The organism is Mammaliicoccus sp. A-M4 (assembly GCF_022386955.1).
Classification (GTDB): domain Bacteria; phylum Bacillota; class Bacilli; order Staphylococcales; family Staphylococcaceae; genus Mammaliicoccus; species Mammaliicoccus lentus.
The window spans coordinates 1-26,493 of the sequence record NZ_JAJNHH010000016.1 but is presented as its reverse complement, the minus strand read 5'-3'; the positions used below and the strand labels follow the sequence as shown (position 1 = coordinate 26,493).

At 32.7% G+C, this 26,493-nt stretch carries 25 protein-coding genes and 3 pseudogenes; 20 read left to right on the top strand and 8 right to left on the bottom strand.

What is annotated here, in order from left to right; all coding sequences use genetic code 11:
• The first annotated feature begins 89 nt into the window (after positions 1–89).
• The 16 genes and pseudogenes from ssb to LQ682_RS12290 all read left to right on the top strand — a co-directional run bounded on the left by ssb (position 90) and on the right by LQ682_RS12290 (position 14,174).
• A complete protein-coding gene (gene ssb, locus LQ682_RS12360; protein ID WP_000659554.1) occupies positions 90–374 on the top strand; it encodes a cassette chromosome ssDNA-binding protein in 285 nt (94 codons plus the stop codon).
• Positions 374–2,161 (top strand): cassette chromosome replicative helicase, encoded by a 1,788-nt coding sequence (cch1, locus tag LQ682_RS12355; protein ID WP_000181743.1) that lies wholly within the window; start codon positions 374–376, stop codon positions 2,159–2,161. Before ssb ends, cch1 begins: the two co-directional genes overlap by 1 nt.
• A gap of 89 nt (positions 2,162–2,250) precedes the next feature.
• The gene (locus tag LQ682_RS12350; RefSeq protein WP_001791132.1) at positions 2,251–2,526 is read left to right on the top strand and encodes a hypothetical protein; all 276 of its coding nucleotides are present in this window, start codon (positions 2,251–2,253) and stop codon (positions 2,524–2,526) included.
• 192 nt (positions 2,527–2,718) lie between these two features.
• Entirely contained in the window at positions 2,719–4,065 is a 1,347-nt protein-coding gene (gene ccrA / locus LQ682_RS12345; protein WP_000816499.1) for a cassette chromosome recombinase CcrA, read from the top strand.
• Between the two features lie 20 nt (positions 4,066–4,085).
• Entirely contained in the window at positions 4,086–5,714 is a 1,629-nt protein-coding gene (gene ccrB / locus LQ682_RS12340; protein WP_001186596.1) for a cassette chromosome recombinase CcrB, read from the top strand.
• A gap of 470 nt (positions 5,715–6,184) precedes the next feature.
• Positions 6,185–6,535: an SAUGI family uracil-DNA glycosylase inhibitor gene (locus LQ682_RS12335; RefSeq protein ID WP_000171449.1), complete on the top strand. Its 351-nt coding sequence runs from the start codon at positions 6,185–6,187 to the stop codon at positions 6,533–6,535.
• Positions 6,536–6,619: 84 nt separating this feature from the next.
• On the top strand, positions 6,620–6,931 hold the full coding sequence (locus LQ682_RS12330; RefSeq protein WP_000833212.1) for a DUF960 family protein: 312 nt from the start codon (positions 6,620–6,622) through the stop codon (positions 6,929–6,931).
• An 18-nt stretch (positions 6,932–6,949) separates the two neighbouring features.
• On the top strand, positions 6,950–7,471 hold the full coding sequence (locus tag LQ682_RS12325) for a DUF1643 domain-containing protein (RefSeq protein WP_000836008.1): 522 nt from the start codon (positions 6,950–6,952) through the stop codon (positions 7,469–7,471).
• Between the two features lies 1 nt (position 7,472).
• A complete protein-coding gene (locus tag LQ682_RS12320; protein ID WP_001077283.1) occupies positions 7,473–7,679 on the top strand; it encodes a hypothetical protein in 207 nt (68 codons plus the stop codon).
• On the top strand, positions 7,672–7,995 hold the full coding sequence (locus LQ682_RS12315) for a JAB domain-containing protein (protein ID WP_000088091.1): 324 nt from the start codon (positions 7,672–7,674) through the stop codon (positions 7,993–7,995). The genes LQ682_RS12320 and LQ682_RS12315 overlap by 8 nt, the downstream gene beginning before the upstream one ends.
• Positions 7,996–8,113: 118 nt before the next feature.
• Positions 8,114–8,194: pseudogene (locus LQ682_RS14295) on the top strand (site-specific integrase); the annotation flags it as partial.
• The gene (locus LQ682_RS12310) at positions 8,190–10,082 is read left to right on the top strand and encodes a site-specific integrase (protein WP_075100293.1); all 1,893 of its coding nucleotides are present in this window, start codon (positions 8,190–8,192) and stop codon (positions 10,080–10,082) included. The pseudogene LQ682_RS14295 and the gene LQ682_RS12310, both read left to right, overlap by 5 nt.
• Before the next feature lie 6 nt (positions 10,083–10,088).
• Positions 10,089–10,466: a DUF6262 family protein gene (locus LQ682_RS12305; protein WP_001041908.1), complete on the top strand. Its 378-nt coding sequence runs from the start codon at positions 10,089–10,091 to the stop codon at positions 10,464–10,466.
• A 237-nt stretch (positions 10,467–10,703) separates the two neighbouring features.
• The gene (locus tag LQ682_RS12300) at positions 10,704–11,069 is read left to right on the top strand and encodes an ArsR/SmtB family transcription factor (protein WP_000159127.1); all 366 of its coding nucleotides are present in this window, start codon (positions 10,704–10,706) and stop codon (positions 11,067–11,069) included.
• On the top strand, positions 11,062–13,476 hold the full coding sequence (locus LQ682_RS12295) for a cadmium-translocating P-type ATPase CadA (protein WP_000378485.1): 2,415 nt from the start codon (positions 11,062–11,064) through the stop codon (positions 13,474–13,476). Before LQ682_RS12300 ends, LQ682_RS12295 begins: the two co-directional genes overlap by 8 nt.
• Before the next feature lie 80 nt (positions 13,477–13,556).
• Positions 13,557–14,174: a CadD family cadmium resistance transporter gene (locus LQ682_RS12290; protein ID WP_000562107.1), complete on the top strand. Its 618-nt coding sequence runs from the start codon at positions 13,557–13,559 to the stop codon at positions 14,172–14,174.
• A gap of 273 nt (positions 14,175–14,447) precedes the next feature.
• Here LQ682_RS12290 and LQ682_RS12280 read toward each other — a convergent pair.
• Together LQ682_RS12280 and cstR are read right to left on the bottom strand one after the other, a co-directional pair.
• Positions 14,448–15,086, bottom strand: a pseudogene (locus LQ682_RS12280) (sulfite exporter TauE/SafE family protein); the annotation flags it as partial.
• Positions 15,086–15,346: a persulfide-sensing transcriptional repressor CstR gene (gene cstR, locus LQ682_RS12275; protein WP_000220507.1), complete on the bottom strand. Its 261-nt coding sequence runs from the start codon at positions 15,344–15,346 to the stop codon at positions 15,086–15,088. The gene cstR and the pseudogene LQ682_RS12280, both read right to left, overlap by 1 nt.
• Positions 15,347–15,481: 135 nt before the next feature.
• On the opposite strand from cstR, the gene LQ682_RS12270 reads away from it, so the two are divergent.
• Both LQ682_RS12270 and cstB read left to right on the top strand, forming a co-directional pair.
• Complete coding sequence (locus tag LQ682_RS12270) at positions 15,482–16,546, top strand: DsrE/DsrF/DrsH-like family protein (protein WP_000438836.1); 1,065 nt, start codon at positions 15,482–15,484, stop codon at positions 16,544–16,546.
• A gap of 33 nt (positions 16,547–16,579) precedes the next feature.
• Positions 16,580–17,914 (top strand): annotated as a pseudogene (cstB, locus tag LQ682_RS12265) (persulfide dioxygenase-sulfurtransferase CstB).
• Between the two features lie 113 nt (positions 17,915–18,027).
• Here cstB and LQ682_RS12260 read toward each other — a convergent pair.
• Positions 18,028–19,176, bottom strand: a complete 1,149-nt coding sequence (locus tag LQ682_RS12260; protein ID WP_000427807.1) for an ROK family transcriptional regulator — start codon at positions 19,174–19,176, stop codon at positions 18,028–18,030.
• 319 nt (positions 19,177–19,495) lie between these two features.
• On the opposite strand from LQ682_RS12260, the gene psm-mec reads away from it, so the two are divergent.
• Entirely contained in the window at positions 19,496–19,564 is a 69-nt protein-coding gene (gene psm-mec / locus LQ682_RS12255; RefSeq protein WP_014532405.1) for a phenol-soluble modulin PSM-mec, read from the top strand.
• A gap of 84 nt (positions 19,565–19,648) precedes the next feature.
• Here psm-mec and mecI read toward each other — a convergent pair whose 3' ends face one another.
• Both mecI and mecR1 read right to left on the bottom strand, forming a co-directional pair.
• Positions 19,649–20,020 (bottom strand): mecA-type methicillin resistance repressor MecI, encoded by a 372-nt coding sequence (gene mecI / locus LQ682_RS12250; RefSeq protein WP_000369214.1) that lies wholly within the window; start codon positions 20,018–20,020, stop codon positions 19,649–19,651.
• Positions 20,020–21,777 (bottom strand): beta-lactam sensor/signal transducer MecR1, encoded by a 1,758-nt coding sequence (mecR1, locus tag LQ682_RS12245; protein ID WP_000952923.1) that lies wholly within the window; start codon positions 21,775–21,777, stop codon positions 20,020–20,022. Before mecR1 ends, mecI begins: the two co-directional genes overlap by 1 nt.
• Positions 21,778–21,873: 96 nt before the next feature.
• Here mecR1 and mecA point away from each other — a divergent pair, with 96 nt between their 5' ends.
• Positions 21,874–23,883, top strand: coding sequence for a PBP2a family beta-lactam-resistant peptidoglycan transpeptidase MecA (gene mecA, locus LQ682_RS12240; RefSeq protein ID WP_063852655.1), 2,010 nt, complete (start codon positions 21,874–21,876; stop codon positions 23,881–23,883).
• A 45-nt stretch (positions 23,884–23,928) separates the two neighbouring features.
• Here mecA and LQ682_RS12235 read toward each other — a convergent pair whose 3' ends face one another.
• From LQ682_RS12235 to LQ682_RS12225, 3 genes are all read right to left on the bottom strand, one after another.
• Positions 23,929–24,357, bottom strand: coding sequence for a MaoC family dehydratase (locus LQ682_RS12235; protein WP_000872606.1), 429 nt, complete (start codon positions 24,355–24,357; stop codon positions 23,929–23,931).
• A 96-nt stretch (positions 24,358–24,453) separates the two neighbouring features.
• Positions 24,454–25,197 carry a glycerophosphoryl diester phosphodiesterase gene (locus LQ682_RS12230; RefSeq protein WP_000958858.1) on the bottom strand — a complete coding sequence of 248 codons (744 nt, stop codon included), beginning with the start codon at positions 25,195–25,197 and terminating at the stop codon, positions 24,454–24,456.
• Between the two features lie 836 nt (positions 25,198–26,033).
• Positions 26,034–26,423 (bottom strand): hydroxymethylglutaryl-CoA synthase, encoded by a 390-nt coding sequence (locus tag LQ682_RS12225; RefSeq protein WP_020444595.1) that lies wholly within the window; start codon positions 26,421–26,423, stop codon positions 26,034–26,036.
• Positions 26,424–26,493 lie beyond the last annotated feature (70 nt).

Here is a 26,493-nt window from a genome sequence, read left to right as displayed (position 1 = left end):
CATTTATGCTTATTATAGCAATCAACCATTGAGGTGTTAAGCATCTACAGTATTGATTGACTAATAAGACTTATTTGGAGGAACTTATGATGAAAGAAAAAGAATTTTATACACTAAAACGTGCTGTTACAAGCATCGCATTTAATTTACCTGTAGGCACCATGTTTATGTATCACGATTTGAATGTGAGGGCTAATGTTTTGTGCTCGACTGAAATTCAACAAGATGTTGGTCGTTGGTTTGCACATTTTGTAAAATATACACCTAACCTTCCATTCATTGTAGTTGGAAAAAAAGGTTCATCTTTGCTCTACCTTAAAACTGCACCAAATCCGATGAATCATCAAAATAACTGGAAAGGTGGTAACAACTAATGACTAACATCATCTTTAGTGAATATCCATACTGGCTTACTGAAGATTCATGGTATGAAGTTATACCACCGAAAGGTAAAAATGATCAGCAAAAGTCCATACGCTTATCTAGTCCAATTTTAATTAAAAACAAGTTTCTTGACCCCAAATCTGGGGTTGAGAAACTAGTTATTTCCAACGGACAAAATATTGAACGTATTGAAACATCAGATATTTTAACATCGCAAAAGTTACCTTCACTAATCATGTATGGCTTCAGCATCAATGAGAAGTACATTAAATCATTAAGCAATGCACTACAATTAATGCGCCAATCACTGCCTCTGTCATCGTTGTATACGGGTGTCGGTGTGTTAAATACTGATAAAGGTGTCGTCATTTCATTAGATGAACCATATCTTTCAAAAGAAATTACACAGTCGCAGGCGGATGAAATCATTTGTGAAACACAGTACGATCTACAACCTAAAGGCACTTTTGAAGACTGGTGGCAAATGTATCTTGATGAAGTAAAAGGAAACTTGTTACTCGAACTTGCTGTAGTGTTTGGTATTTCTTCATTAGTAACTGCGTTTTTAAAAACAAAACATGAGGTTGAATTCGCAGGTACGATTTTCTCATTTACGGGAAATTCAAGCACGGGTAAATCAACTGCAGCGGCTTTAGGAGTCTCAATAACCGGCAACCCTACTAAAGGTAGTAATACGCTGTTTAGATCATGGAATGGCACTAGAAACGCGCTTGAAGGATATCTAAGTAACAACTATGGTGTACCTATTGTATTGGACGAACTGTCATCTGCAACCTTTAAAGATACAACTGGTTTGCTCTATTCAATTGCCGAAGGTCAAGGAAGACAACGTTCTAATATACACGGAGAAGTCAAGTCACTAAAAAACTGGGGAACCTCAGTAATTAGTACTGCCGAACACAGTATTTTCAATAATAGTGCACGTAATGATGGTTTGAATGTACGTACCATTGAAATATCTGAAGCTTTTACAACTAACGCTGACAACGCAGATACTATTAAAAAAGCAACATCAGCTAATTATGGTCATATCATGCCATTAGTAGCTGAATATCTACTCAATCGTGAACAAGAAGTCATTAAATGGTTCCAAAATGAGCACCTAAGGTTCAAAACTCAACTAGAAAAGGAAACCAGCAATACAGGAATTCGGATGTTCAAACGCTATGCAACCATTACAACATCAGCACGTATATTGGAACGTGTCATTGCCACACCTGTTGATTTGAATGCTGTAAGGGACTATCTTATTAACTATCATTTAGATTCTGTTAGTGAGCGAAGCCTAGCTGATAAAGCAATTGAAGTCATTGTCCAATTTGTAGCACAAAATCGTGGTAAGTTTTCTGACGACACTAGGTTATCAACGCTTATTGAAAATTATGGAATGATTTCACTTGAAGATGATCATATCCAGGTGAAAATGATTGCCTCGGTTTTTAAAAATATGTTAAAAGAACATAATTTCCAAGATACAAATAATGTCATTGATGCACTGAGGGATAAAGATTACATCCAGTCAGACGCCAATCGTAAAACAACAAAACGTAGTGTCAAAGACAAAGAAGGCAAACCAAAAACCATCGTATTTTATCATCTTAAGCTTGATAAATCATACGCTCCTATTTTTGGTCTATCTGAAAAAAGTAAATTCAATATACCCTTATCATTTATCTCTGAACACCAACATCCAATACTACGAGACATGATTTCAAAAGCAAGAGAATGGGATAAAAACGGTGATATTGACTTTTAAAGCTTAAAATATGTTATTAAATAAATTTGCTACAACACCTATTTAAAGGTGTTGTAGCACAAATATTAAATCAATGGAGGAATTGTACTATGAATACAGTAGCACTAGCTCACGAAATTGAAGATGAAAGATTTGAATACTTAGAAAGCACACCCCTAGATACTGTGAAGGAATGCTGTAAACAAGAAGGTCGTCAAATAAGTAACACTTACACTGAGGAGTACAAGTTAATAAATGACATTTTGGAGAAAGTAATCAAACCTACGTCCATTGTTGCATATGGAGAATATGAAGATTACATTCATTTAAAAAAATTTGCTCAAAGAAGAATATCGAATTCGTTACTACTTTTGAGATGCAACTAAAGAATTGTTGTTAATACTATGAATAATGAGGTGATATACATGGACGAATTAATCATACTATTAGCCGATCTGGTTATTGAAGAAATCAATCACGCTGATGACTAATAATACCGCCCAACACCCGACTGGTGTTGGGCTTATCTATAATTTCGTTCATAAATATATATTATCTCTTTGAAAGGAGGAAATACTATGAAACGAGCCATTGGTTATTTGCGCCAAAGTACAACGAAACAACAATCACTCCCAGCTCAAAAGCAAGCAATAGAATTATTAGCTCCAAAGCACAATATTCAAAATATCCAATACATTAGTGATAAGCAATCAGGCAGAACAGATAATCGAACAGGCTATCAACAAGTCACCGAACGCATCCAACAAAGACAATGTGACGTATTATGTTGTTATCGCTTGAATCGACTTCATCGCAACTTGAAAAATGCATTAAAACTCATGAAACTCTGTCAAAAATATCATGTTCATATTCTAAGTGTTCATGATGGCTATTTTGATATGGATAAAGCGTTTGATCGCCTAAAACTCAATATATTCATGAGTCTGGCTGAACTTGAATCCGATAATATTGGAGAACAAGTCAAAAATGGACTTAGAGAAAAGGCAAAACAAGGTAAACTCATAACGACCCATGCGCCTTTCGGTTATCACTATCAAAATGGTACTTTCATCATTAATAATGATGAATCACCTACCGTCAAAGCTGTATTCAATTATTATCTTCAAGGATATGGCTACAAGAAGATTGCACAATATTTAGAAGACGATAATAAACTTATTACCCGCAAGCCTTATCAGGTACGAAATATAATTATGAACCCAAATTATTGTGGTCGTGTCATCAATCAATATGGTCAATATAACAATATGGTACCACCTATTGTTTCGGCAACGAAATATGAACATGCTCAAGCAATCCGTAATAAGAAGCAACTTCACTGTATACCTTCAGAGAATCAGCTGAAACAAAAGATCAAATGTCCTTGTTGTGACTCAACACTGACAAATATGACAATAAGAAAAAAACATACATTGCGATATTATATTTGTCCTAAAAATATGAATGAATCTCGCTTTGTCTGTTCATTCAAAGGAATAAATGCACAAAAATTAGAAGTTCAAGTCTTAGCTACATGTCAGAACTTCTTTCAAAACCAACAGCTCTATTCAAAAATTAATAATGCAATTCATCAACGCCTCAAAAAACAAAGAGTGATAGAAGCTAAAAGTACGCTAACTCAAGAACAACTGATAGATAAACTTGCCAAAGGTATGATTGATGCTGAATCATTCAGAAAACAGACTCATTTGATGAATCAAAAGCACAAAACCATATCCTCCATAAGTGATAATCAGTTACAAACATCACTACAAAAGGTTATACAGAAAAGTTTCACGTTAAACATGCTGCATCCCTATATTGATGAAATTCGCATTACAAAAAATAAAGCCCTTGTTGGGATCTATTTCAAAAATGAACCATTGAACATTGTGAACCAAACCTCGCAATCATCGATTGCTTAATCAGAAAGGATGAAAAAATCATGCAACAACTCAAACAAAAACGTGTCGGTATCTATGTTCGTGTATCAACGGAAATCCAAAGTACTGAAGGCTATAGTATCGATGGACAAATCAATCAAATTCGAGAATATTGTGATTTCAATAACTTTGTTGTTGTAGATGTATACGCGGATAGAGGTATCTCTGGAAAATCTATGAACCGACCAGAACTACAACGTTTGTTAAAAGATGCGAACGAAGGTCAGATTGATTCTGTTATGGTCTACAAAACAAACCGACTAGCACGTAACACTTCTGACTTACTCAAAATTGTTGAAGACCTTCATCGTCAAAATGTCGAATTCTTCAGCTTATCTGAGCGTATGGAAGTCAATACAAGCAGTGGTAAATTGATGCTACAAATTCTAGCGAGTTTTTCAGAATTTGAAAGAAATAATATTGTCGAAAATGTATTCATGGGTCAAACCCGACGCGCTCAAGAAGGCTATTATCAAGGCAATTTGCCGCTGGGCTATGACAAAATACCGGATAGCAAGCATGAACTCATGATAAACCAACATGAAGCGAATATTGTCAAATATATATTTGAGTCATATGCTAAAGGCCACGGATATCGTAAAATTGCGAATGCACTCAATCACAAAGGATACGTGACTAAAAAAGGAAAGCCTTTCAGTATTGGTTCAGTGACCTATATCTTATCTAATCCATTCTATGTTGGTAAAATTCAATTCGCAAAGTACAAAGATTGGAATGAAAAGCGTCGTAAAGGGCTGAATGATAAACCAATAATAGCTGAAGGTAAGCATTCCCCTATTATTATTCAAGACTTATGGGATAAAGTCCAATTACGTAAAAAACAAGTCAGTCAAAAACCTCAAGTCCACGGTAAAGGAACTAATCTATTAACAGGTATCGTTCATTGTCCACAATGTGGTGCACCAATGGCAGCTAGTAACACAACGAACACATTGAAAGATGGTACCAAGAAGCGAATACGTTATTATTCTTGCAGTAACTTCCGAAACAAAGGCTCAAAAGTATGTTCTGCGAATAGCGTTAGAGCTGATGTGATTGAGAAATACGTCATGGATCAAATACTCGAAATTGTCAAAAGTGATAAAGTCATTAACCAAGTCTTAGAACGTGTCAATCAAGAAAATAAAGTCGATATTGGTGCATTGAACCACGATATCGCTTATAAACAACAACAATACGATGAAGTCAGCGGGAAACTCCATAATTTAGTTAAAACCATTGAAGATAATCCGGACCTAACATCTGCATTGAAAGCAACTATTCATCAATATGAAACACAACTCAATGACATTACAAATCAAATGAATCAACTCAAACAGCAACAAAATCAAGAGAAACTATCTTATGATACGAAACAAATCGCTGCCCTATTACAACGAATATTTCAAAATATAGAATCAATGGATAAAGCACAACTCAAAGCATTATATCTTACAGTCATTGACCGTATTGATATTCGTAAAGACGGTAATCATAAAAAACAGTTCTACGTTACACTAAAACTCAATAATGAAATTATTAAACAACTTTTCAATAATACCCCTCTCGACGAAGTGCTCCTCAGCACTTCGTCTTTATTTTTGCCTCAAACGCTCTTTCTTCAAATCTAATATCTATGTACTGTCCTTTCGTCATTCAATAACACCCATCTAACGAATCTTTTCAACATACTAACAAGTCACAACTCAATGTGAAGCTTATATTGTATGACGAAAGAACATCCCAAAATAAAATATGAACGGGATAGCAATGGGATTTGATAAATACATGTAGGATAAGGATTACGCAAGCGTAATCCCGAAATCCCATTATTATTTATAAATAAATAATATAAAAAGAAAAAGTAAGTCGTACTGACACCACCAAATCCAAATGATATATAAATATATCGCTATATTTCCTGAGAAATGAGCGGGATAATGGGATTTCCTTGTCATATCAACAATTGTGATAATTTTCTATTGGGATATTTTCTTAATAACAATGGGATTCACAAACGAAACAAAATTTTTTTGAAGCATATATTATCTATATGGTGTATTACATGTATACATCAAAAACATTATAGGAGGTCATAACCATGACACTAGAAAAACAACTCAAAGAGTATATAACTAACTTATTCAATCTGCCAAAGGACGAAAAATGGGAATGTGAATCTATCGAGGAAGTGGCAGATAATATCCTTCCTGATCAATATATCAGACTTGGTCCGCTTACCAACAAAATCCTTCATACGTATACTTACTACTCTGACACACTTCATGAAAGGCATATATACCCCTTTATCCTCTACTATCAAAAACAACTTATTGCGATTGGTTATATTGATGAAACAAACGATATGGACTTCTTATATCTTCATAACACAGTTATGCCACTACTAGATCAAAGACACTTACTTGAAAAGGAGAATTATAATAATGAATAAATGGATACACATAGCTCAGATAAGCGTCACAGTCATTACAGAAGTTATTACAATAATGAAAGATATAGAAAAGGAGAAATGAGCATGAAACGTTATATTACACGTAGTATTGCCAATTACTTGCCAGCAATGTTGCAGCAACAGTTATGGAAACTTGTAGCGCAACGCGAAAACGAACAATTCAAGGAACTAGAAGAGATTGATTACTTTCATATATTCCAGTTCAATATGCATAATAGTCAATTATATATCAAACATAAGCAAGAACGTCCAGAGTACGTAAAAATTCATAAGGCAAATTATTCAAAAGCTATCAATATTAATAAGGTCTACATTATCCGAGAAGATGATGTAGACCTTTCTTATTACGTCATGTTGTTACCTGAAGAATATTAAATAAAGGAGTTAGATAAAATGAAATCAATCAAAAGTGTATTAGAAACTGAAGCGATATTTAGTCAGGATAAAATGCATCGTTATCTTCTCAAGAAAACTTGGGATATTGATAAAGAAGTACTTACAATTATAACGATGTATCCTCATTATGATGGTGTTATCAACGTTGACCTTACAACACAACTTATTGTCAATAAAGTAGCTGAAAAAGATGAATATGGTGGCGTTAATTTTATAAATCTTTTTTCAAATATTGATACCCCCATTAATTTAAAACATATCGAAAACAGCCATGACAAGCACACGGATATTCACATTATGAAAGCTGTCAAAGAAGCCGATAGTGTTTTATTGGCTTGGGGTTCCTACGGAAAAAAACCTCTTGTGGAAAATCGAGTGAATGAAGTATTAGACATGTTAAAACCTCACAGTAAGAAAATCAGTATATTAACAAATCCTCAAACAAATGAAATCATGCATCCATTAAATCCATACGCTAGAAAGGCATGGACAATTAAACCATTAAAGGAGACTAAATAGAATGAATCAAACATGGAAAGAAGTATACCAATATTTAATGCATCAACCACACATCGATGTTATTAAAGGCATTATCGCCTTTTCATCAAACAAAAAAAATAATTCAGAATTAGATGAGCTATATTCCATTTATATGAATGATGATTCTATCACATCCATTGTTCACCCTGACTTAATAGAAAGTATAGAGCTTATCCATAATGAGTAGAAAAAGAATAGATGTTGTCAAAGTCCAAATGGTTAAAGAAGATACACTTTGGTATTTAAAAAGACGTATTGAAGAACCAAAAGACGCTGCTGATATTATGCGTGACTTCATAGGAAATGCTGACCGAGAACACTTCATTTTAATTTGCTTGAATAGCAAAAATGAACCTACACATATTGAAACCGTCTCTATAGGAACCATTAATTTTGCGGTTATACATCCTCGAGAAATATTTAAAACAGCCATATTAAGTAACGCAACGGGTATGATTATTGGCCATAACCACCCAAGTGGAGACATATTAACCATAGTATAATAAATAATAGTAGTTAAAGTAGTTCAGGAGGAGATGTTAAAGGGAGATTTTACTTTAAATAAAAATTAACAAGGTTTATAATTTGTAGTACTTAAAGTGTTTAAAGAGGGGGGCGCGTGTGAGGGTTCAAAGGATAGAAGTGGAGAATAAGCCGTATCCATTGTATTTATTACTAGATAAAGAATACCAGCTAAATGAATGCTTCTAGTAAAAGGAAAATTATCAGTCAGAGTGAGATCAGCAAAAAAATAGCTGTAATGAATGAAGAAATGCAAGGGTTTTGGGCTAATAATAGTTGGGATATAAGAAAATGTCCACATCCTTCTGCCATAGAATTAAGTAAGAATCCTGCTTTAAGAAATCGTTGGGTTCGTTTTGAACGTGTTAAAAATCTGTGGTTAAGAACAGAATTGAAATATTTTTATTTTTACCATTTAAACAATGGAATATGGAATGCAAAAACTGTCTGGATTAGAAAAGGAACAGTAATTAATAAAATGTTGGATTTTTTAGATTTAAAGTATCCCAGCATTACTTCAATTACTGAAGTTCCTATTGATAAAGCAATGACGGAGTATAGAACATATTTGACAAAACAGGGTGTTAGAATTACCACCACTAATTATAAGATTACTGCTAATCAAGAAAAAACACCTGTAAAAGCTAATTCTTACTATGTTACTAATCTTAAACAATTTATTGAGTTTTATGAGGATTTTTATTTTGATGGAGAGGAGTGGGATAAAGACGTTTGGGATAGACGAAACTTACCTTTGCCAGATGATAAGGTTAACCCAACACAATATGAATATACAATTAACTTTAAAGGGTTTCGGAATACATATTTTAAACAGCTTGTAAAAAGATATTGTAAGTTAAGATTGAACATGGATAGCTTTTCCTATGTAAGTGATATTGCCCAAAAACTTAAAGAGTTCTTTAATTTTCTGGACATAAAGTTTAAACACGTTCAGAGAGTACACCAATTAACGAGAGTGGAAATTGAAGCATATTTAAGTGAACTAAACATGATGGGGATAAAACCTAGTACAATAACTGGGAGGATCTCTATATTGGAAGGACTATTTAGTACCCTTCATAGGCTAGAATGGGATGATGTTCCTTCCAAATTATTAATTTATCCCGAGGACTATCCGAAAATACCAAGAGCAAAACCTCGCTTTATAGACGAATTCGTTCTAGAGCAATTGAACAGTCATCTTGATAAATTACCCGAATATATAGCTACGATGACTATGATTGTTCAAGAATGTGGAATGAGGATAAGTGAATTGTGCACCTTGAAAAAAGGCTGTTTATTAGAGGACAAAGATGGAGATTACTTTTTAAAGTATTATCAATGGAAAATGAAAAAGGAGCATATAGTTCCAATATCTAAAGAGGTAGTTTTACTTATTAAAGTTCGGGAAGATAAAGTTTCAGAGGAATTTCCAGATAGTGAATACCTCTTTCCAAGAAAAGATGGATCGCCATTAAAACAAGAAACATTTAGAGGCGAATTAAATAAATTAGCTTATGAGCAAAATATAGTGGATAAATTAGGCGAGATTTATAGATTCCATGCCCATGCCTTTCGCCATTCAGTAGGAACAAGAATGATTAACAACGGGGTGCCCCAGCATATTGTGCAGAAATTTTTGGGACATGAAAGCCCAGAAATGACAAGCAGATACGCTCATATCTTTGATGAAACTCTAAAAAATGAATTTACTAAATTTCAAGAAAAACTGGTTACCAATAATGGAGATGTGCTCAATCTAGATGATGATAGTGAAGTCGATGATGTAGAGCTTCAATGGTTCAAGAAAAATATAAATGCACAAGTGCTTCCAAATGGTTATTGTAGATTGCCAGTAATAGCAGGTGGTTGTCCACATGCGAATGCATGCTTAGATTGCACTCACTTCTGTACCAGTAAGCAATTCTTACCACAGCACGAAGAACAGTTAGAGCGTACAGAAGAGTTATTAACCATAGCAAAGGATAAACAATGGCAAAGACAAATAGAGACTAATAGCCGTATTAAAGAGCGTTTAGAACAAATCATTGGAAGTTTAACGGGGTAATTATCAATGAATAAACAAGTTAGAAATACAACAGAAATTGTACGTTTGGCGAAGCAGAAATCACAAAAGACAAGAGAAAAAGTAGACAAAGCGATTTCTAAATTTTCGATTGAAGGTAAAGCTATTAATTTTAATTCAATAGCAAAGGAAGCTAATGTTTCTAAATCATGGCTTTATAAGGAACACGATATTAGGCAAAGAATCGAATCCCTTCGTGAGCGTCAAATAACATCAAATGTAGTCTCAAAACCCAAGAAAAGTTCTCGTTCGGAGGAAATCCTTATAAAAACCTTAAAAAGAAGAGTTATGGAATTAGAAAAAGAAAATAAAAAATTACAGAACCAAATTCAAAAATTATATGGAGATCTGTATAATAAAGAGTAGTTTTTATTATTAATCTGTAGACAGATTGTGAAAGGATGCACTTAAACTAACGGGGCAGTTATGTTTAAGATACTTTAAAATTTGGTTAAAATCTCCGAAAGGATTGGTTTCTAACATTAGAAACCAATCCTTTTTAATATTAATTATATATCATTCAAACAATCATTTGACTATTTGTTTATAGTGGGATATATTATAATCATCAAACAAACAGTCATTTGAATAAGGAGGGTAATTATGACAAAAGATATGTGTGAAGTTACCTATATTCATGAAGATAAGGTAAACAGGGCTAAAAAAGACCTTGCTAAACAGAATCCTATGGATGTAGCGAAAGTTTTTAAGGCTCTATCAGATGATACAAGAGTTAAAATTGCTTATGTTTTGTCTTTAGAGGGAGAGTTATGTGTTTGTGATGTAGCTAATATCATTGAATCTTCAACGGCTACGGCATCCCATCATTTAAGATTATTGAAAAATTTAGGTATAGCAAAATACCGTAAAGAAGGAAAATTAGTCTATTATTCACTAGATGATGAGCATGTTAAACAGCTTGTAGAAAAAGCTTTCTTGCATCAAAGGGAGGTTGCTAGTATTGGATAGTTCAACAAAAACATTAACAGAAGATAAACAGGTTTACCGTGTGGAGGGTTTCTCGTGTGCGAATTGTGCTGGGAAGTTTGAAAAAAATGTAAAAGAACTATCAGGGGTGCATGATGCTAAAGTCAATTTCGGAGCTTCCAAAATTGATGTCTTTGGCAGTGCAACCGTTGAAGATCTGGAAAAGGCTGGTGCTTTCGAGAATCTTAAAGTGGCACCAGAGAAGGCTAGAAGAAGGGTCGAACCAGTGGTAACAGAAGATAAAAATGTTTACCGTGTGGAGGGATTTTCTTGCGCAAACTGTGCTGGGAAGTTTGAAAAAAATGTAAAACAACTAGCTGGAGTTCAGGATGCAAAAGTGAACTTTGGCGCTTCTAAAATTGATGTATATGGAAACGCATCGGTTGAAGAGCTTGAAAAAGCAGGTGCTTTCGAGAATCTTAAGGTAATTCCTGAAAAACTGGCGAATCCATCGATACAAGCGGTCAAAGAAGACACTAAGGCTCCTAAAGAAGAGAAAATACCGTTTTATAAAAAACACAGCACATTGCTGTTTGCCACATTACTGATTGCTTTTGGTTACCTTTCTCACTTTGTAAATGGAGAAGATAACCTTGTAACGTCCATGTTATTTGTAAGTTCGATTGTAATTGGCGGATATTCACTATTTAAAGTTGGTTTTCAAAATTTGATACGCTTTGATTTCGACATGAAAACCCTGATGACCGTTGCAGTTATTGGAGCTGCCATCATTGGTGAATGGGCAGAGGCATCCATTGTTGTCATTCTCTTTGCAATCAGTGAAGCACTTGAACGTTTTTCTATGGATAGAGCAAGACAGTCCATTCGTTCATTGATGGATATTGCCCCAAAAGAAGCACTTGTTAGGCGGAATGGTCAGGAAATAATGATCCATGTGGACGATATTGCCGTGGGTGATATTATGATCGTCAAACCAGGGGAGAAAATTGCCATGGATGGGATCATTATAAATGGTGTGTCGGCTGTCAACCAGGCTGCTATAACAGGAGAATCTGTCCCTGTTGCCAAAACGGTAGATGATGAAGTATTTGCAGGCACGCTTAACGAAGAGGGACTACTTGAAGTAAAAATCACCAAATACGTAGAGGATACAACTATCTCCAAGATTATTCATCTGGTTGAGGAAGCACAAGGGGAGCGCGCTCCAGCGCAAGCATTCGTAGATAAATTTGCGAAATATTATACGCCGATCATTATGGTTATTGCGGCGCTCGTTGCAGTCGTTCCACCTTTATTCTTTGGTGGAAGTTGGGATACTTGGGTTTATCAAGGATTAGCGGTACTTGTAGTTGGATGTCCGTGTGCATTAGTTATTACTACTCCAATCTCGATTGTCTCGGCAATTGGAAATGCAGCTAAAAAAGGTGTGTTGATTAAAGGCGGTGTCTATCTAGAGGAATTAGGAGCCATTAAGGCAATCGCATTTGATAAAACAGGAACACTGACAAAAGGTGTACCAGTGGTAACAGATTTTAAAGTGTTAAATGATCAAGTGGAAGAAAAAGAGCTGTTTTCCATTATTACAGCTTTAGAATATCGATCACAACATCCACTTGCTTCAGCAATAATGAAGAAAGCAGAGCAAGATAATATTACTTATTCCGATGTTAGAGTGAAGGACTTCACTTCTATTACAGGTCGGGGCATTCAAGGGAATATAGATGGAACAACCTATTACATTGGCAGTCCAAGGCTTTTTAAAGAATTAAATGTTTCCGATTTTAGCCTTGAGTTTGAAAATAAAGTGAAAGTTTTACAAAACCAAGGGAAAACGGCCATGATTATTGGAACGGACCAAACAATCCTCGGCGTGATTGCTGTAGCAGATGAGGTCCGCGAAACAAGTAAAAATGTGATTCTAAAACTTCATCAGTTAGGAATCAAGCAAACAATTATGCTGACAGGTGATAATCAAGGTACCGCAGAAGCAATCGGTGCTCATGTAGGCGTTTCTGATATTCAGTCCGAATTGTTGCCACAGGATAAGTTGGACTATATTAAAAAAATGAAAGCCGAGCATGGTAATGTAGCTATGATTGGCGATGGCGTCAATGATGCTCCTGCACTTGCTGCATCCACTGTTGGCATTGCAATGGGCGGTGCTGGAACAGATACTGCCATCGAGACAGCTGATATTGCATTAATGGGAGATGATTTAAGTAAGCTTCCATTTGCAGTAAGACTTAGCAGGAAAACGCTAAATATCATCAAAGCGAACATCACGTTTGCCATCGGAATTAAGATAATTGCCTTACTATTGGTTATTCCAGGCTGGCTAACCCTTTGGATTGCGATTCTTTCCGATATGGGAGCCACTATTTTGGTAGCATTAAATAGTTTGCGACTGATGAGAGTGAAGGATAAATAGGTACTATATGTGTGCAATTTACGGAAGGACTTTTCATTTTGAAGAAAAGTCCTATCCCTAAAATATTTGGAGATGATAAAATGATCGCGACGATACTGACGGCTACTGCGGTATATGTAGCAACAGGAATTGATTATCTCGTCATATTAATTCTTTTGTTTTCGCAAGTAAAAAAAGGTCAGGTAAAACATATTTGGATAGGACAATATATAGGGACTGCAATTGTGATAGGAGCAAGTCTTTTAGTTGCACAGGGGGTTGTAAATTTAATTCCTCAGCAATGGGTTATCGGACTACTTGGACTTTTACCACTTTACCTAGGCGTGAAAATATGGATTAAAGGAGAAGAGGATGAAGATGAAAGTAGCATTTTATCTTTATTCTCCTCTGGAAAATTTAATCAGTTATTTTTGACGATGATTTTCATCGTATTGGCTTCCAGTGCGGATGACTTTTCCATTTATATACCGTACTTCACGACCTTAAGTATGTCTGAAATCTTTATTGTCACTATTGTCTTTCTAATTATGGTTGGAGTTTTGTGCTATGTCAGTTACCGTCTAGCTTCCTTCGATTTTATATCGGAAACAATTGAGAAATATGAACGTTGGATTGTACCAATTGTATTCATTGGGCTAGGTATTTATATATTGTTTGAAAATGGAACATTCAATGCTCTGATTTCATTTCTTCTTTGAAGTGGCGAATCCAAACCATAAAGTAAAGTATAAAGAGGTTATCCTATTGATTGGGATAACCTTTTTATATTTAACTAATTATCATTTACGTTAAACACATGTACTTAAAGTAAGAACATTGATTTAAACCATTTTTTTCATAATTTACTCTTGATAAGATCCGACACCTTCTCCAGGAGATATCAAAATAACTCAGAGAATAAAAGAGATTAGTGAAATGATGGGCATTATATTATATGACCACATAATATTTTCAGAAAATGATCATCATTCAATTATCAAAAAAATTGCACTTTCTACTGGTATATATCCTTGCATTAATTTTATAAAAAATGCCCCTACTGAAGATATAAAAGCAATTGCTATGCTATTGTTCACTACCGTATTCATTGGTAATTTAAATAATGCTAATAATACAGGAATGATGATAAATGCTCCACCTGCACCCACAATTCCCGAAATTACACCAATTCCAAATCCAACTATAATAAATAGCAAAGGTTTAGATTTCGTCTCTTGTGTAGTAGGTTTAACTTTAATAAACATCAATATTAAAGCAAGTATGGCGATTATTACATATACCGTATTTACAAAAGTAGCATTAAACAAACTAGCTAAAATTGCCCCTAACATGCTTCCAATCAACATACCCCCTCCCATATATATAACAAGTTTAGGAGAGAAAGCTGGTTGTTTTCTTGCATTTAATGATCCACTAAGTGTACTGAAAAATACTTGACTAGAGGTAAGTCCCGAAGCAATATATGCACTATACGCAGGTATACCTATTAATGGTGGCAATATAAGAATAGCTGGGTAAATAATAATTGCGCCCCCAATACCTATTAATCCAGATATAAATCCACCCAGTACGCCAATTAGCAACATAATAGTCATATTTGCTATATCCATTATTTACTTTTAACTAATAAATTAACTGCTTCATTAATTAATTCTTGAGAACTTTCATTATTTTCTTCTGCTGTTTTAACGCATTCTATTAAATTTTCACTAATTATAATCCCCATTAAACGTTGTATAGAACCTTTAGATGCACTAAGTTGCGTAATTATATCTTTGCAATCTTTTTCTTCTTCCATCATTTTTACGACACCATTTAATTGACCTTGTATTCTATTTATACGATTAATCATTTTTTTATCATAAGTCATATTCATTTCCTCCACATAAATTGATTAAGTTAATAATAATAAATTAAAACAAAATTGTCAAATACCCCTATAGGTATTTGGCAAATGATTCTATCCGTTTTATTATACCCTCATAGGTATTTATAGGAGGTAAGTATGGAACAATACAAAGAAGTACACATTAATTCATTAAACAAAGAAGAATTAGAAAAATTGGCAAAAATGGGTCAATTGATTGATGTTAGAACAAAAGAAGAATATGAATTAGGACACATTAACGGTTCAACTTTACACCCAGTAGAAGAGATTAAATCATTCAATAAGAATAGCAACAAAACGTATTATATACATTGTAAAAGCGGTAACCGAAGCACTAAAGCTTGCGATTATTTAGCCAAACAAGGTTATGATGTCGTGAATTTAAAGGGTGGATATAAAGATTATGAAGCAAAGAACTTCAATAGTGCTCCTTTAATAGAAAAAGATATTGAAATCAAAGAGAATCGTAAACAATTTGATTTTAGAGGTCTTCAGTGCCCTGGACCTATTGTTAATATCAGTAAAGAAATTAACAATATTTCAACGGGTGAGCAAATCGAGGTAACAGTTACAGATCCTGGTTTCAATAGTGATATTAAAAGTTGGGCGAAACAAACAGGGAATACCCTTGTAAATCTTACTGAAGAAGCAAATGTAATTAATGCAATTATTCAAAAAGAAAAGCCAAAAGAATTTGAAATCAATGACACTGCTACAGGTACAACAATTGTTTTATTTAGCGGTGAGTTAGATAAGGCAGTAGCAGCAATGATCATCGCAAATGGCGCTAAAGCAGCAGGTAAAGATGTAACTATTTTCTTTACTTTTTGGGGCCTCAACGCATTAAAAAAAGCGCAATCAACTCGCGTTAAAAAGAAAGGTATTTCCAAAATGTTTGACCTTATGTTACCTAAGGATCCAATACATATGCCATTATCAAAAATGAATATGTTTGGACTAGGTAATATTATGATGCGTTATGTAATGAACAAGAAAAATGTTGATTCTTTATACTCACTTATCGATCAAGCAATCGATCAAGATATAAAGTTAATTGCTTGTACCATGAGTATGGATGTTATGGGAATTTCAAAAGAAGAATTAAGAGATGAAGTCGATTATGGTGGCGTAGGTACTTATATTGGACATACTGAGCAAGCAAATCATAACTTATTTATCTAATCAATAAAATCTATTTTAAAAAGGAGTTTTTTTTTGTTTTTCAAACAATTTTATGAAGACAATTTTTCACAAGCATCTTATTTAATTGGATGTCAACGTACAGGAGAAGCAATGATTATTGACCCTATACGAGATTTAACAAAATATTTAAAAGTTGCAGATAAAGAAGGATTCACAATTACTAAAGCTGCAGAAACACATATTCATGCTGATTTTGCTTCAGGTATTAGAGATGTGGCAAATAAATTGAATGCAAGTATATACGTATCTGATGAAGGTAAAGATGAATTTAATTATAAAAATATGCCTAAACAAACACATTTCGTTAAGCATCAAGATATTATCTATTTAGGAAAGATTAAATTAGAAGTCTTACACACTCCAGGCCATACCCCTGAGAGTATTAGTTTTTTACTTACTGACGAAGGTGGGGGTTCCAGTATACCAATGGGATTATTTAGCGGTGACTTCATCTTTGTTGGTGATGTAGGTAGACCAGATCTATTAGAAAAAGCTGTAAATGTTGAAGGTTCTACAAAAATCGGAGCAAAACAAATGTATCAGTCCATACAATTTGCTGCAACATTACCAGACTATATTCAAATTTGGCCAGGTCATGGTGCAGGGAGTCCTTGTGGTAAAGCGCTAGGTTCATTACCTACAACTACTTTGGGTTATGAGAAAATAAACAACTGGGCTTTTAATGTTAAAGATGAAACTTCATTTATCGAAACTTTAACACTCAATCAGCCAGCTCCACCACACCATTTTTCACAAATGAAAAAAATAAATCAATTTGGTATGCAAATGTACCAACCATATAATGTTTACCCTAGTTCAAGCAATACACAAACTGCTTTTGATCTTCGAAGTAAAGAAGCATTCCATGGTGGTCATATGCATGGAACTATCAATATTCCTTTTAATAAAACTTTTATAAATCAAATTGGTTGGTATTTAGATTATGACTAAGATATTGAATTAATTGGCGATAAATCTACCGTTCAACAAGCTATTCATGCTTTACAATTAATTGGTTTTGAAAATGTAAAAAGTTACCGTTTGCCACAAACAAATATCGTCACATCATCTATTCATAGTTCTGAAATGACTGGTGAAGAACATAATGTATTAGATGTTCGTAATGATGATGAATGGCGTAAAGGTCATTTAAAACAAGCAATTCATATTCCTCACGGTAAACTTTTAAATGAAGATATACCTTTCGATAAAAATGACCTAATTTATGTACATTGTCAATCAGGTGTTAGAAGTTCAATAGCGGTAGGAATATTAGAATATAAAGGATTTACGAATATTGTTAACGTTAGAGGTGGCTATCAACATTTACCAGCATTTTTAAAATAGTTTTCTTCTGCAATAGAACTATAAAAATCCCTCAATCCGAAAATTCAATTCGGATTGAGGGATTTTTTTATAAAGACAATTACGAACTTTGATTATTCATTTGAATTAGTTTTTTATGCTTTTATATCTAAGTAAATATCATTAATCTGTAGTACTTTTTGGATAATTGCTAATGTACCACCTAGCAAAGTTGCAAATTTGACATTAGATGTTAACTTTATTTGAATTTCGTTACGTGAATATTGTTTGAACTGGTTCTTAATTGCTTCTAATATTTCAGGCATTTCATTGAACAATGGACAGTTAATGTAAATTGCATTCGGATTAAACTGGGTGTTTAAATTATGTATTAAAACAGCAATTTTATTTATAAATTGTTCCATTTCTTCAACTACGACTGGATTTTTTTCATTATAAAATTGAATTAATTTGCTAAGCGTCATCTTCTCATTTAGTTGATTACTTAAATTATGCAGTAAAGCTTCTTGTGAAAAAATATCTTCAATCTTATGAAAGATCTCCACATTATCGCTAACTTTTGAGACAAGTGTTTTTCCAATTTCACCCGCTTCCCCATTTGCACCACGATACAATTGATTATTAATAATAAGCCCAGCACCAATACCTTTATGTATACTTAAAGCAATAAGATTATTGTAGGATAAATTATGATTAAAATTACGTTCATATAACGCTGAAAGATTCGCTTCATTTTCAACTACGACTGGAACATTAGTAATTTCTTTTATTTTCTTAGCAATTGAAATTCCTTCAGTTTCATGGAATGGTAAATATGTCACATGCTGCTCATTATCCACAACTCCATGTATAGAAACAGACACACCTAATAGTCCGTTATAAGTATCAAGTTTCTCCTGAATATCAATATGTTTTTTTATTATGCTTAATATACTACTAACCTTTTCATCAGGTAAATCATAAGATTCATGCTTAATGACATTACCATCAAAATAATTGTACATCACTTCAACAGAACTATAAGTTAAATCCAAAGAAATAAAATAACCATAAAGATGATTAACCTTCAGAAGAATAGGTTTTCTACCACCACTCTTCGTGCTATCACCCTCACCAACCTCATTAACAAGAGATTTATACTTTAACTTATTCAAAATACTAGAAATCGTTGCCTTATTAATCTCAAGATTTTTAGATATTTGAGTACGCGAAATATTATGATGGTTATAAATTTCCCTTAGCACTCTTTTTTCATTATCATTTATATTTAAAATATTTTCCATAATTGCCTACCCCATAAGTTATTTTGAATTTAGTTTATAGTTTATCATGTATTTTTATACCAACTATTTTAACATAAATTAAATTAAACCTTAGAACAACTTAAAACCTCACTTAGGTTATCATCTTCGTTCTTTTATTTTTTTTATTATTTCAATAAATTACGTATTTCCAATATGACGATTTTTTATGCAAAGTCGTTGTATGTTTTTCAAATTTTTGACATTTATGCAATCTAAATAGCCAATTAGGGAATTTTTAACATTTTTTATTTGTTTGATATTATACTTAATGTATCTTAAATAGAAAGAGGGTATGCATATGGATTTCACTGGTGTTATTACAAGCATTATTGATTTAATCAAGACTTGCATTCAGGCTTTCGGTTAATTTTTTCAACTAAAAAACAGAGGAAATATTCAACGACTTGATTGTTTCCTCTGTTTTCTATGTATTGTTGTAAACACAACAATTTTATTTTTTATTCAATATATTTCTCAATTCTTCTATTTCATCTTGTGATAGATCTTCTTTTTCTACAAAGTTTAAGACAAGTGAATTGAAACCGCCTTTGTATACTTTATTGATAAAGTTTTTAGATGTTTTATATTTTATATCACTTTCTTCTACAAGAGAGTAATATTGAAAAATTTTATTGTCTTTTTTACGATCTATAAATCCCTTTTTATACAATCTCGTTATAAGTGTACGAATGGTTTTTGGACTCCAGTCCTTTTGCATTTGTATTTCTTCTATTATATTATTCGCACTTGCATATTTTTTCATCCAAATGATATTCATAACTTCCCATTCTGCAGATGATATTTCATACGTTTTATTATCCATTATATTAACTCCATTTCTTTTAAAATACGCTCAGAAATTTGTTGTGCTTTTTCGCCATTCGCATTGTCTTCGCCTTTTAAATGTGTAGCAAAATAATACGTATTATCTTTCGTTTCAACATAACCTACGAACCATCCATTTGCTTCTTTGTGATTCACGATTCCTGTTCCAGTTTTACCTACATATTTATAAGTATCTTTTTGTTTCAAAGTCATACTATTTTCAACTTTTTCAATAGCCTTATTATCAAAATGCATGTTATGTTGTTTCATATTTTTCAACAAATTAACCTGTTCTATTGCAGAAATTTTTAATGAAGATTCATTCCAATAATTTTCATTCCCTGATATTTCTTCATTACCATATTCAATTAGATCTAAATAAGATTTAACCTCATCTTGTCTTAAATGTTTGTTTAAATTTTCGTAATACCAATTTACTGAATATTTCATTGAAGAATTTAAATTTTGATCTTGGTTCCATTCTTTAAATGGATATTGATGTTTATCCCATTGTTGTTCAGTATGATTTAATGAGAGTAAATTTTGGTCGAATGCCATTAACGCTAAATAAATTTTGTAAGTAGAATTAGGTGAATATCGTTGTTTACTTTCTGGTTCATTATAAATAGAATAAGCTTGCTCCCGTTCATTATAAAGCACAAAACTTCCATCAAATCCTTTGAAATACGGAGCTAGTTGATTTAATTTTTTATATGATACATTTGTTTCATATTTGTCTTGTTGAACATGTGCAGATAGTAACGGTGCTTGTATTAAAAGCGATATACTACATACAATATACGCAACAATACGCTTGTTTCGATTAGGTTTAGGCATTGAATCATAAAGTGCAATATACTTAACACGTTCTTTAATATTTGAATTAAAACCTAGTAAATATTGTGCTGCCACATTATTTATGTGCTGAGATTTTAAAATAGAGCATTTTAATATCGATTCACCATAACGTATATGTTCATGGCGATTCAAAATTTTTAAAACGTTTCTATCACATACTTTTTCACAGTCATTGTCCATCATTGTTTTACTTATATATAGTGCAGGATTAAACCAGAATATCATTTTAAAAACAACATAAAGCTGGTTGAATATTAAGTCATGACTTTTCACATGTGATAGTTCATGTAGAATAATATATTCAATTTCTTTGTCATTCATGGTTTCGACTACGACAGTTGGTAGTACAATTTGGGATTTCACTAAACCAAATACCATCGGATTATCAATGTTTGAACTATAACTAATTGTTATATGCTTTTTGTAGAACTGCATCTTACTTTGACATACTTTAAGTCGTTCATTAAGATATGACGATTCCAATGACGAACTTTTAATAACATCAATTTGTCGGAATGCCTTAATCATATAAAATAAGCACAACAAACTACCAAATACCCATATCAAAAGAATCATATACGTTATATTTGAGGTCTCAAACTGATTAACATTAATTGCTAAGTCTTTCGTAACAGATGATTGTTGACCATCTAACATATGACTAACCGAAGAAGTCGTGTCAGATACATTTCGATTCATCATATCTTTTGAAAATGTAAAATTCGATATTTTGTAAAATGGTATTAATGGAATTAACGTGGAGACGAGCACTAATAACCAAATCTTATGTGACATAATATTTTGAGTATATTTTATATAGAGCATTCTCACTAAAAAAATTACACATATCGTGAGCAATGAACTGATTATACTTAACATTAAAAAAGATGATAACACCTTCTACACCTCCATATCACAAAAATTATAACATTATTTTGACATAAATACTACATTTGTAATATACTACAAATGTAGTCTTATATAAGGAGGATATTGATGAAAAAGATAAAAATTGTTCCACTTATTTTAATAGTTGTAGTTGTCGGGTTTGGTATATATTTTTATGCTTCAAAAGATAAAGAAATTAATAATACTATTGATGCAATTGAAGATAAAAATTTCAAACAAGTTTATAAAGATAGCAGTTATATTTCTAAAAGCGATAATGGTGAAGTAGAAATGACTGAACGTCCGATAAAAATATATAATAGTTTAGGCGTTAAAGATATAAACATTCAGGATCGTAAAATAAAAAAAGTATCTAAAAATAAAAAACGAGTAGATGCTCAATATAAAATTAAAACAAACTACGGTAACATTGATCGCAACGTTCAATTTAATTTTGTTAAAGAAGATGGTATGTGGAAGTTAGATTGGGATCATAGCGTCATTATTCCAGGAATGCAGAAAGACCAAAGCATACATATTGAAAATTTAAAATCAGAACGTGGTAAAATTTTAGACCGAAACAATGTGGAATTGGCCAATACAGGAACAGCATATGAGATAGGCATCGTTCCAAAGAATGTATCTAAAAAAGATTATAAAGCAATCGCTAAAGAACTAAGTATTTCTGAAGACTATATCAAACAACAAATGGATCAAAATTGGGTACAAGATGATACCTTCGTTCCACTTAAAACCGTTAAAAAAATGGATGAATATTTAAGTGATTTCGCAAAAAAATTTCATCTTACAACTAATGAAACAGAAAGTCGTAACTATCCTCTAGAAAAAGCGACTTCACATCTATTAGGTTATGTTGGTCCCATTAACTCTGAAGAATTAAAACAAAAAGAATATAAAGGCTATAAAGATGATGCAGTTATTGGTAAAAAGGGACTCGAAAAACTTTACGATAAAAAGCTCCAACATGAAGATGGCTATCGTGTCACAATCGTTGACGATAATAGCAATACAATCGCACATACATTAATAGAGAAAAAGAAAAAAGATGGCAAAGATATTCAACTAACTATTGATGCTAAAGTTCAAAAGAGTATTTATAACAACATGAAAAATGATTATGGCTCAGGTACTGCTATCCACCCTCAAACAGGTGAATTATTAGCACTTGTAAGCACACCTTCATATGACGTCTATCCATTTATGTATGGCATGAGTAACGAAGAATATAATAAATTAACCGAAGATAAAAAAGAACCTCTGCTCAACAAGTTCCAGATTACAACTTCACCAGGTTCAACTCAAAAAATATTAACAGCAATGATTGGGTTAAATAACAAAACATTAGACGATAAAACAAGTTATAAAATCGATGGTAAAGGTTGGCAAAAAGATAAATCTTGGGGTGGTTACAACGTTACAAGATATGAAGTGGTAAATGGTAATATCGACTTAAAACAAGCAATAGAATCATCAGATAACATTTTCTTTGCTAGAGTAGCACTCGAATTAGGCAGTAAGAAATTTGAAAAAGGCATGAAAAAACTAGGTGTTGGTGAAGATATACCAAGTGATTATCCATTTTATAATGCTCAAATTTCAAACAAAAATTTAGATAATGAAATATTATTAGCTGATTCAGGTTACGGACAAGGTGAAATACTGATTAACCCAGTACAGATCCTTTCAATCTATAGCGCATTAGAAAATAATGGCAATATTAACGCACCTCACTTATTAAAAGACACGAAAAACAAAGTTTGGAAGAAAAATATTATTTCCAAAGAAAATATCAATCTATTAACTGATGGTATGCAACAAGTCGTAAATAAAACACATAAAGAAGATATTTATAGATCTTATGCAAACTTAATTGGCAAATCCGGTACTGCAGAACTCAAAATGAAACAAGGAGAAACAGGCAGACAAATTGGGTGGTTTATATCATATGATAAAGATAATCCAAACATGATGATGGCTATTAATGTTAAAGATGTACAAGATAAAGGAATGGCTAGCTACAATGCCAAAATCTCAGGTAAAGTGTATGATGAGCTATATGAGAACGGTAATAAAAAATACGATATAGATGAATAACAAAACAGTGAAGCAATCCGTAACGATGGTTGCTTCACTGTTTTATTATGAATTATTAATAAGTGCTGTTACTTCTCCCTTAAATACAATTTCTTCATTTTCATTGTATGTTGAAAGTGACACTGTAACGAGTCCATTTTCTTTTTTTATGGATTTCTTATTTGTAATTTCAGCGATAACGTACAATGTATTACCTGGGTATACAGGTTTAATAAATTTAACGTTATTCATTTGTGTTCCTGCTACAACTTCTTCTCCGTATTTACCTTCTTCTACCCATAATTTAAATGATATTGAAAGTGTATGCATGCCAGATGCAATGATACCTTTAAATCTACTTTGTTCTGCTTTTTCTTTATCTATATGCATATATTGAGGATCAAAAGTTGTTGCAAATTGGATAATTTCTTCTTCTGTAATATGAAGGCTTTTTGTTTTGAATGTTTCTCCTACTATAAAATCATCGTATTTCATATATGTCTCTCTTTCTTATTCAAATTAATTTTTTAGTATGTAACATGTTAAAGGTAAGTCTACCGTCACTGAAACGTAAGACTCACCTCTAACTTTCTATTGAGACAAATGCACCATTTTATCTGCATTGTCTGTAAAGATACCATCAACTCCCCAATTAGCAAGTTGGTTTGCACGTGCTGGTTTGTTTACAGTCCATACGTTCAATTCATAACCCGCTTCTTTTACCATTTTTACTTTTGCTTTAGTAAGTTTGGCATCTTCAGTGTTTACTATTTTAGCATTACAGTAATCTAAAAGTGTTCTCCAGTCTTCACGAAACGAAGTTGTATGGAATATAACTGCTCTGTTATATTGTGGCATGATTTCTTCTGCAAGTTTAACAAGCACAACATTAAAGCTTGAAATGAGCACTTCTTGATTCTGATTTAAGTTTGTTAATTGTTCTTCCACTTGCTTAACCATACTTTTAGAAAGTGCTAGTCCATTCGGTCCAGTAATACCTTTTAATTCTACATTTAAATTCATATTATATTCATTTGCTATTTTTACTACATCATCGAAAGTTGGCAAATGTTCATCTTTGAATTTTTCACCAAACCAAGATCCTGCAGAAGCATCTTTAATTTCATCATAATTCAATTCAGTTATTTCCCCGGACATATTTGTAGTCCGTTCTAAATAATCATCATGAATGATAATCAGTTGTTCATCTTTTGTAATTGCAACATCTAACTCCAACCAGTTTATACCTTCTACTTCTGAAGCAGCTTTAAATGATGCAATTGTATTTTCCGGAGCTTTACTAGGTAATCCTCTATGTCCATATACAGTTAGCATATTACCTCTCCTTGCATTTTTATTTTTTTAATTAACGTAACTGTATTATCACATTAATCGCACTTTTATTTCCATTAAAAAGAGATGAATATCATAAATAAAGAAGTCGATAGATTCGTATTGATTATGGAGTTAATCTACGTCTCATCTCATTTTTAAAAAATCATTTATGTCCCAAGCTCCATTTTGTAATCAAGTCTAGTTTTTCTGTACCCCTTATCTGCAATTTTACTTAGGATTGCTTTTAACTTACCTCTTATCTGCAATTTTACTTAGGATTGCTTTTAACTTACCCCTTATCAGCAATTTTACTGAGAACTGCTTTTAACGCACCTCTTATCTGCAATTTTGCCTAGAACTGCTTTTAACGTACCTCTTATCTGCAATTTTACTTAGAACTGCTTTTAACAAACCTCTTATCTGCAATTTTACTTAGAACTGCTTTTAACGTACCTCTTATCTGTAATTTTACTGAGAACTGCTTTTAACAAACCTCTTATCTGCAATTTTACTTAGAACTGCTTTTAACAAACCTCTTATCTGCAATTTTACTTAGAATTGCTTTTACTATTCCTCTTATTAGTATAATCTCAGTAAGAATGCGTATAAAAATGAAAATTACAACCGATTTTGTAAGTGCTGACGCCTGAGGGAATAGTATGTGCGAGAGACTAATGGCTCGAGCCATACCCCTAGGCAAGCATGCACGTACAAAATCGTAAGATAAAAAAATAAGCATATCACTGTAAACTTTAAAAAATCAGTTTAGTGATATGCTTATTTATTTCGAGTTAGGATTTATGTCCCAAGCTCATCAAGCACAATCGGCCACTAGTTTATTTCTCTATCTTATATGTTCTGATATGGTCTTCTATACTGTATAAGTATACTTTTGAATATGGATCTTGTGTCAATTCACGTTCGAAATCAAATTCTTGATTATCAAATCTGTTAAAGAATGTTTCGTATTCTTCGACTGATAATTGCTCTCTAGATTCTAGCATATTTAAGTGTTTCTCTTTATCTAATGCTTTGTCATATCCTTTAACGATTGAACCACTAAAGATTTCTCCTACTGCTCCTGAACCATAACTAAATAGACATACTTTCTCTTCTGGTTGGAATGTGTGGTTCTGTAATAACGAAATTAAACTTAAGTATAATGATCCTGTATAAATGTTACCAACATCTCTATTCCATAATACGGTTCTGTTGCAAAGTTGAATTTATAGTATAATTTTAACAAAAAGGAGTCTTCTGTATGAACTATTTCAGATATAAACAATTTAACAAGGA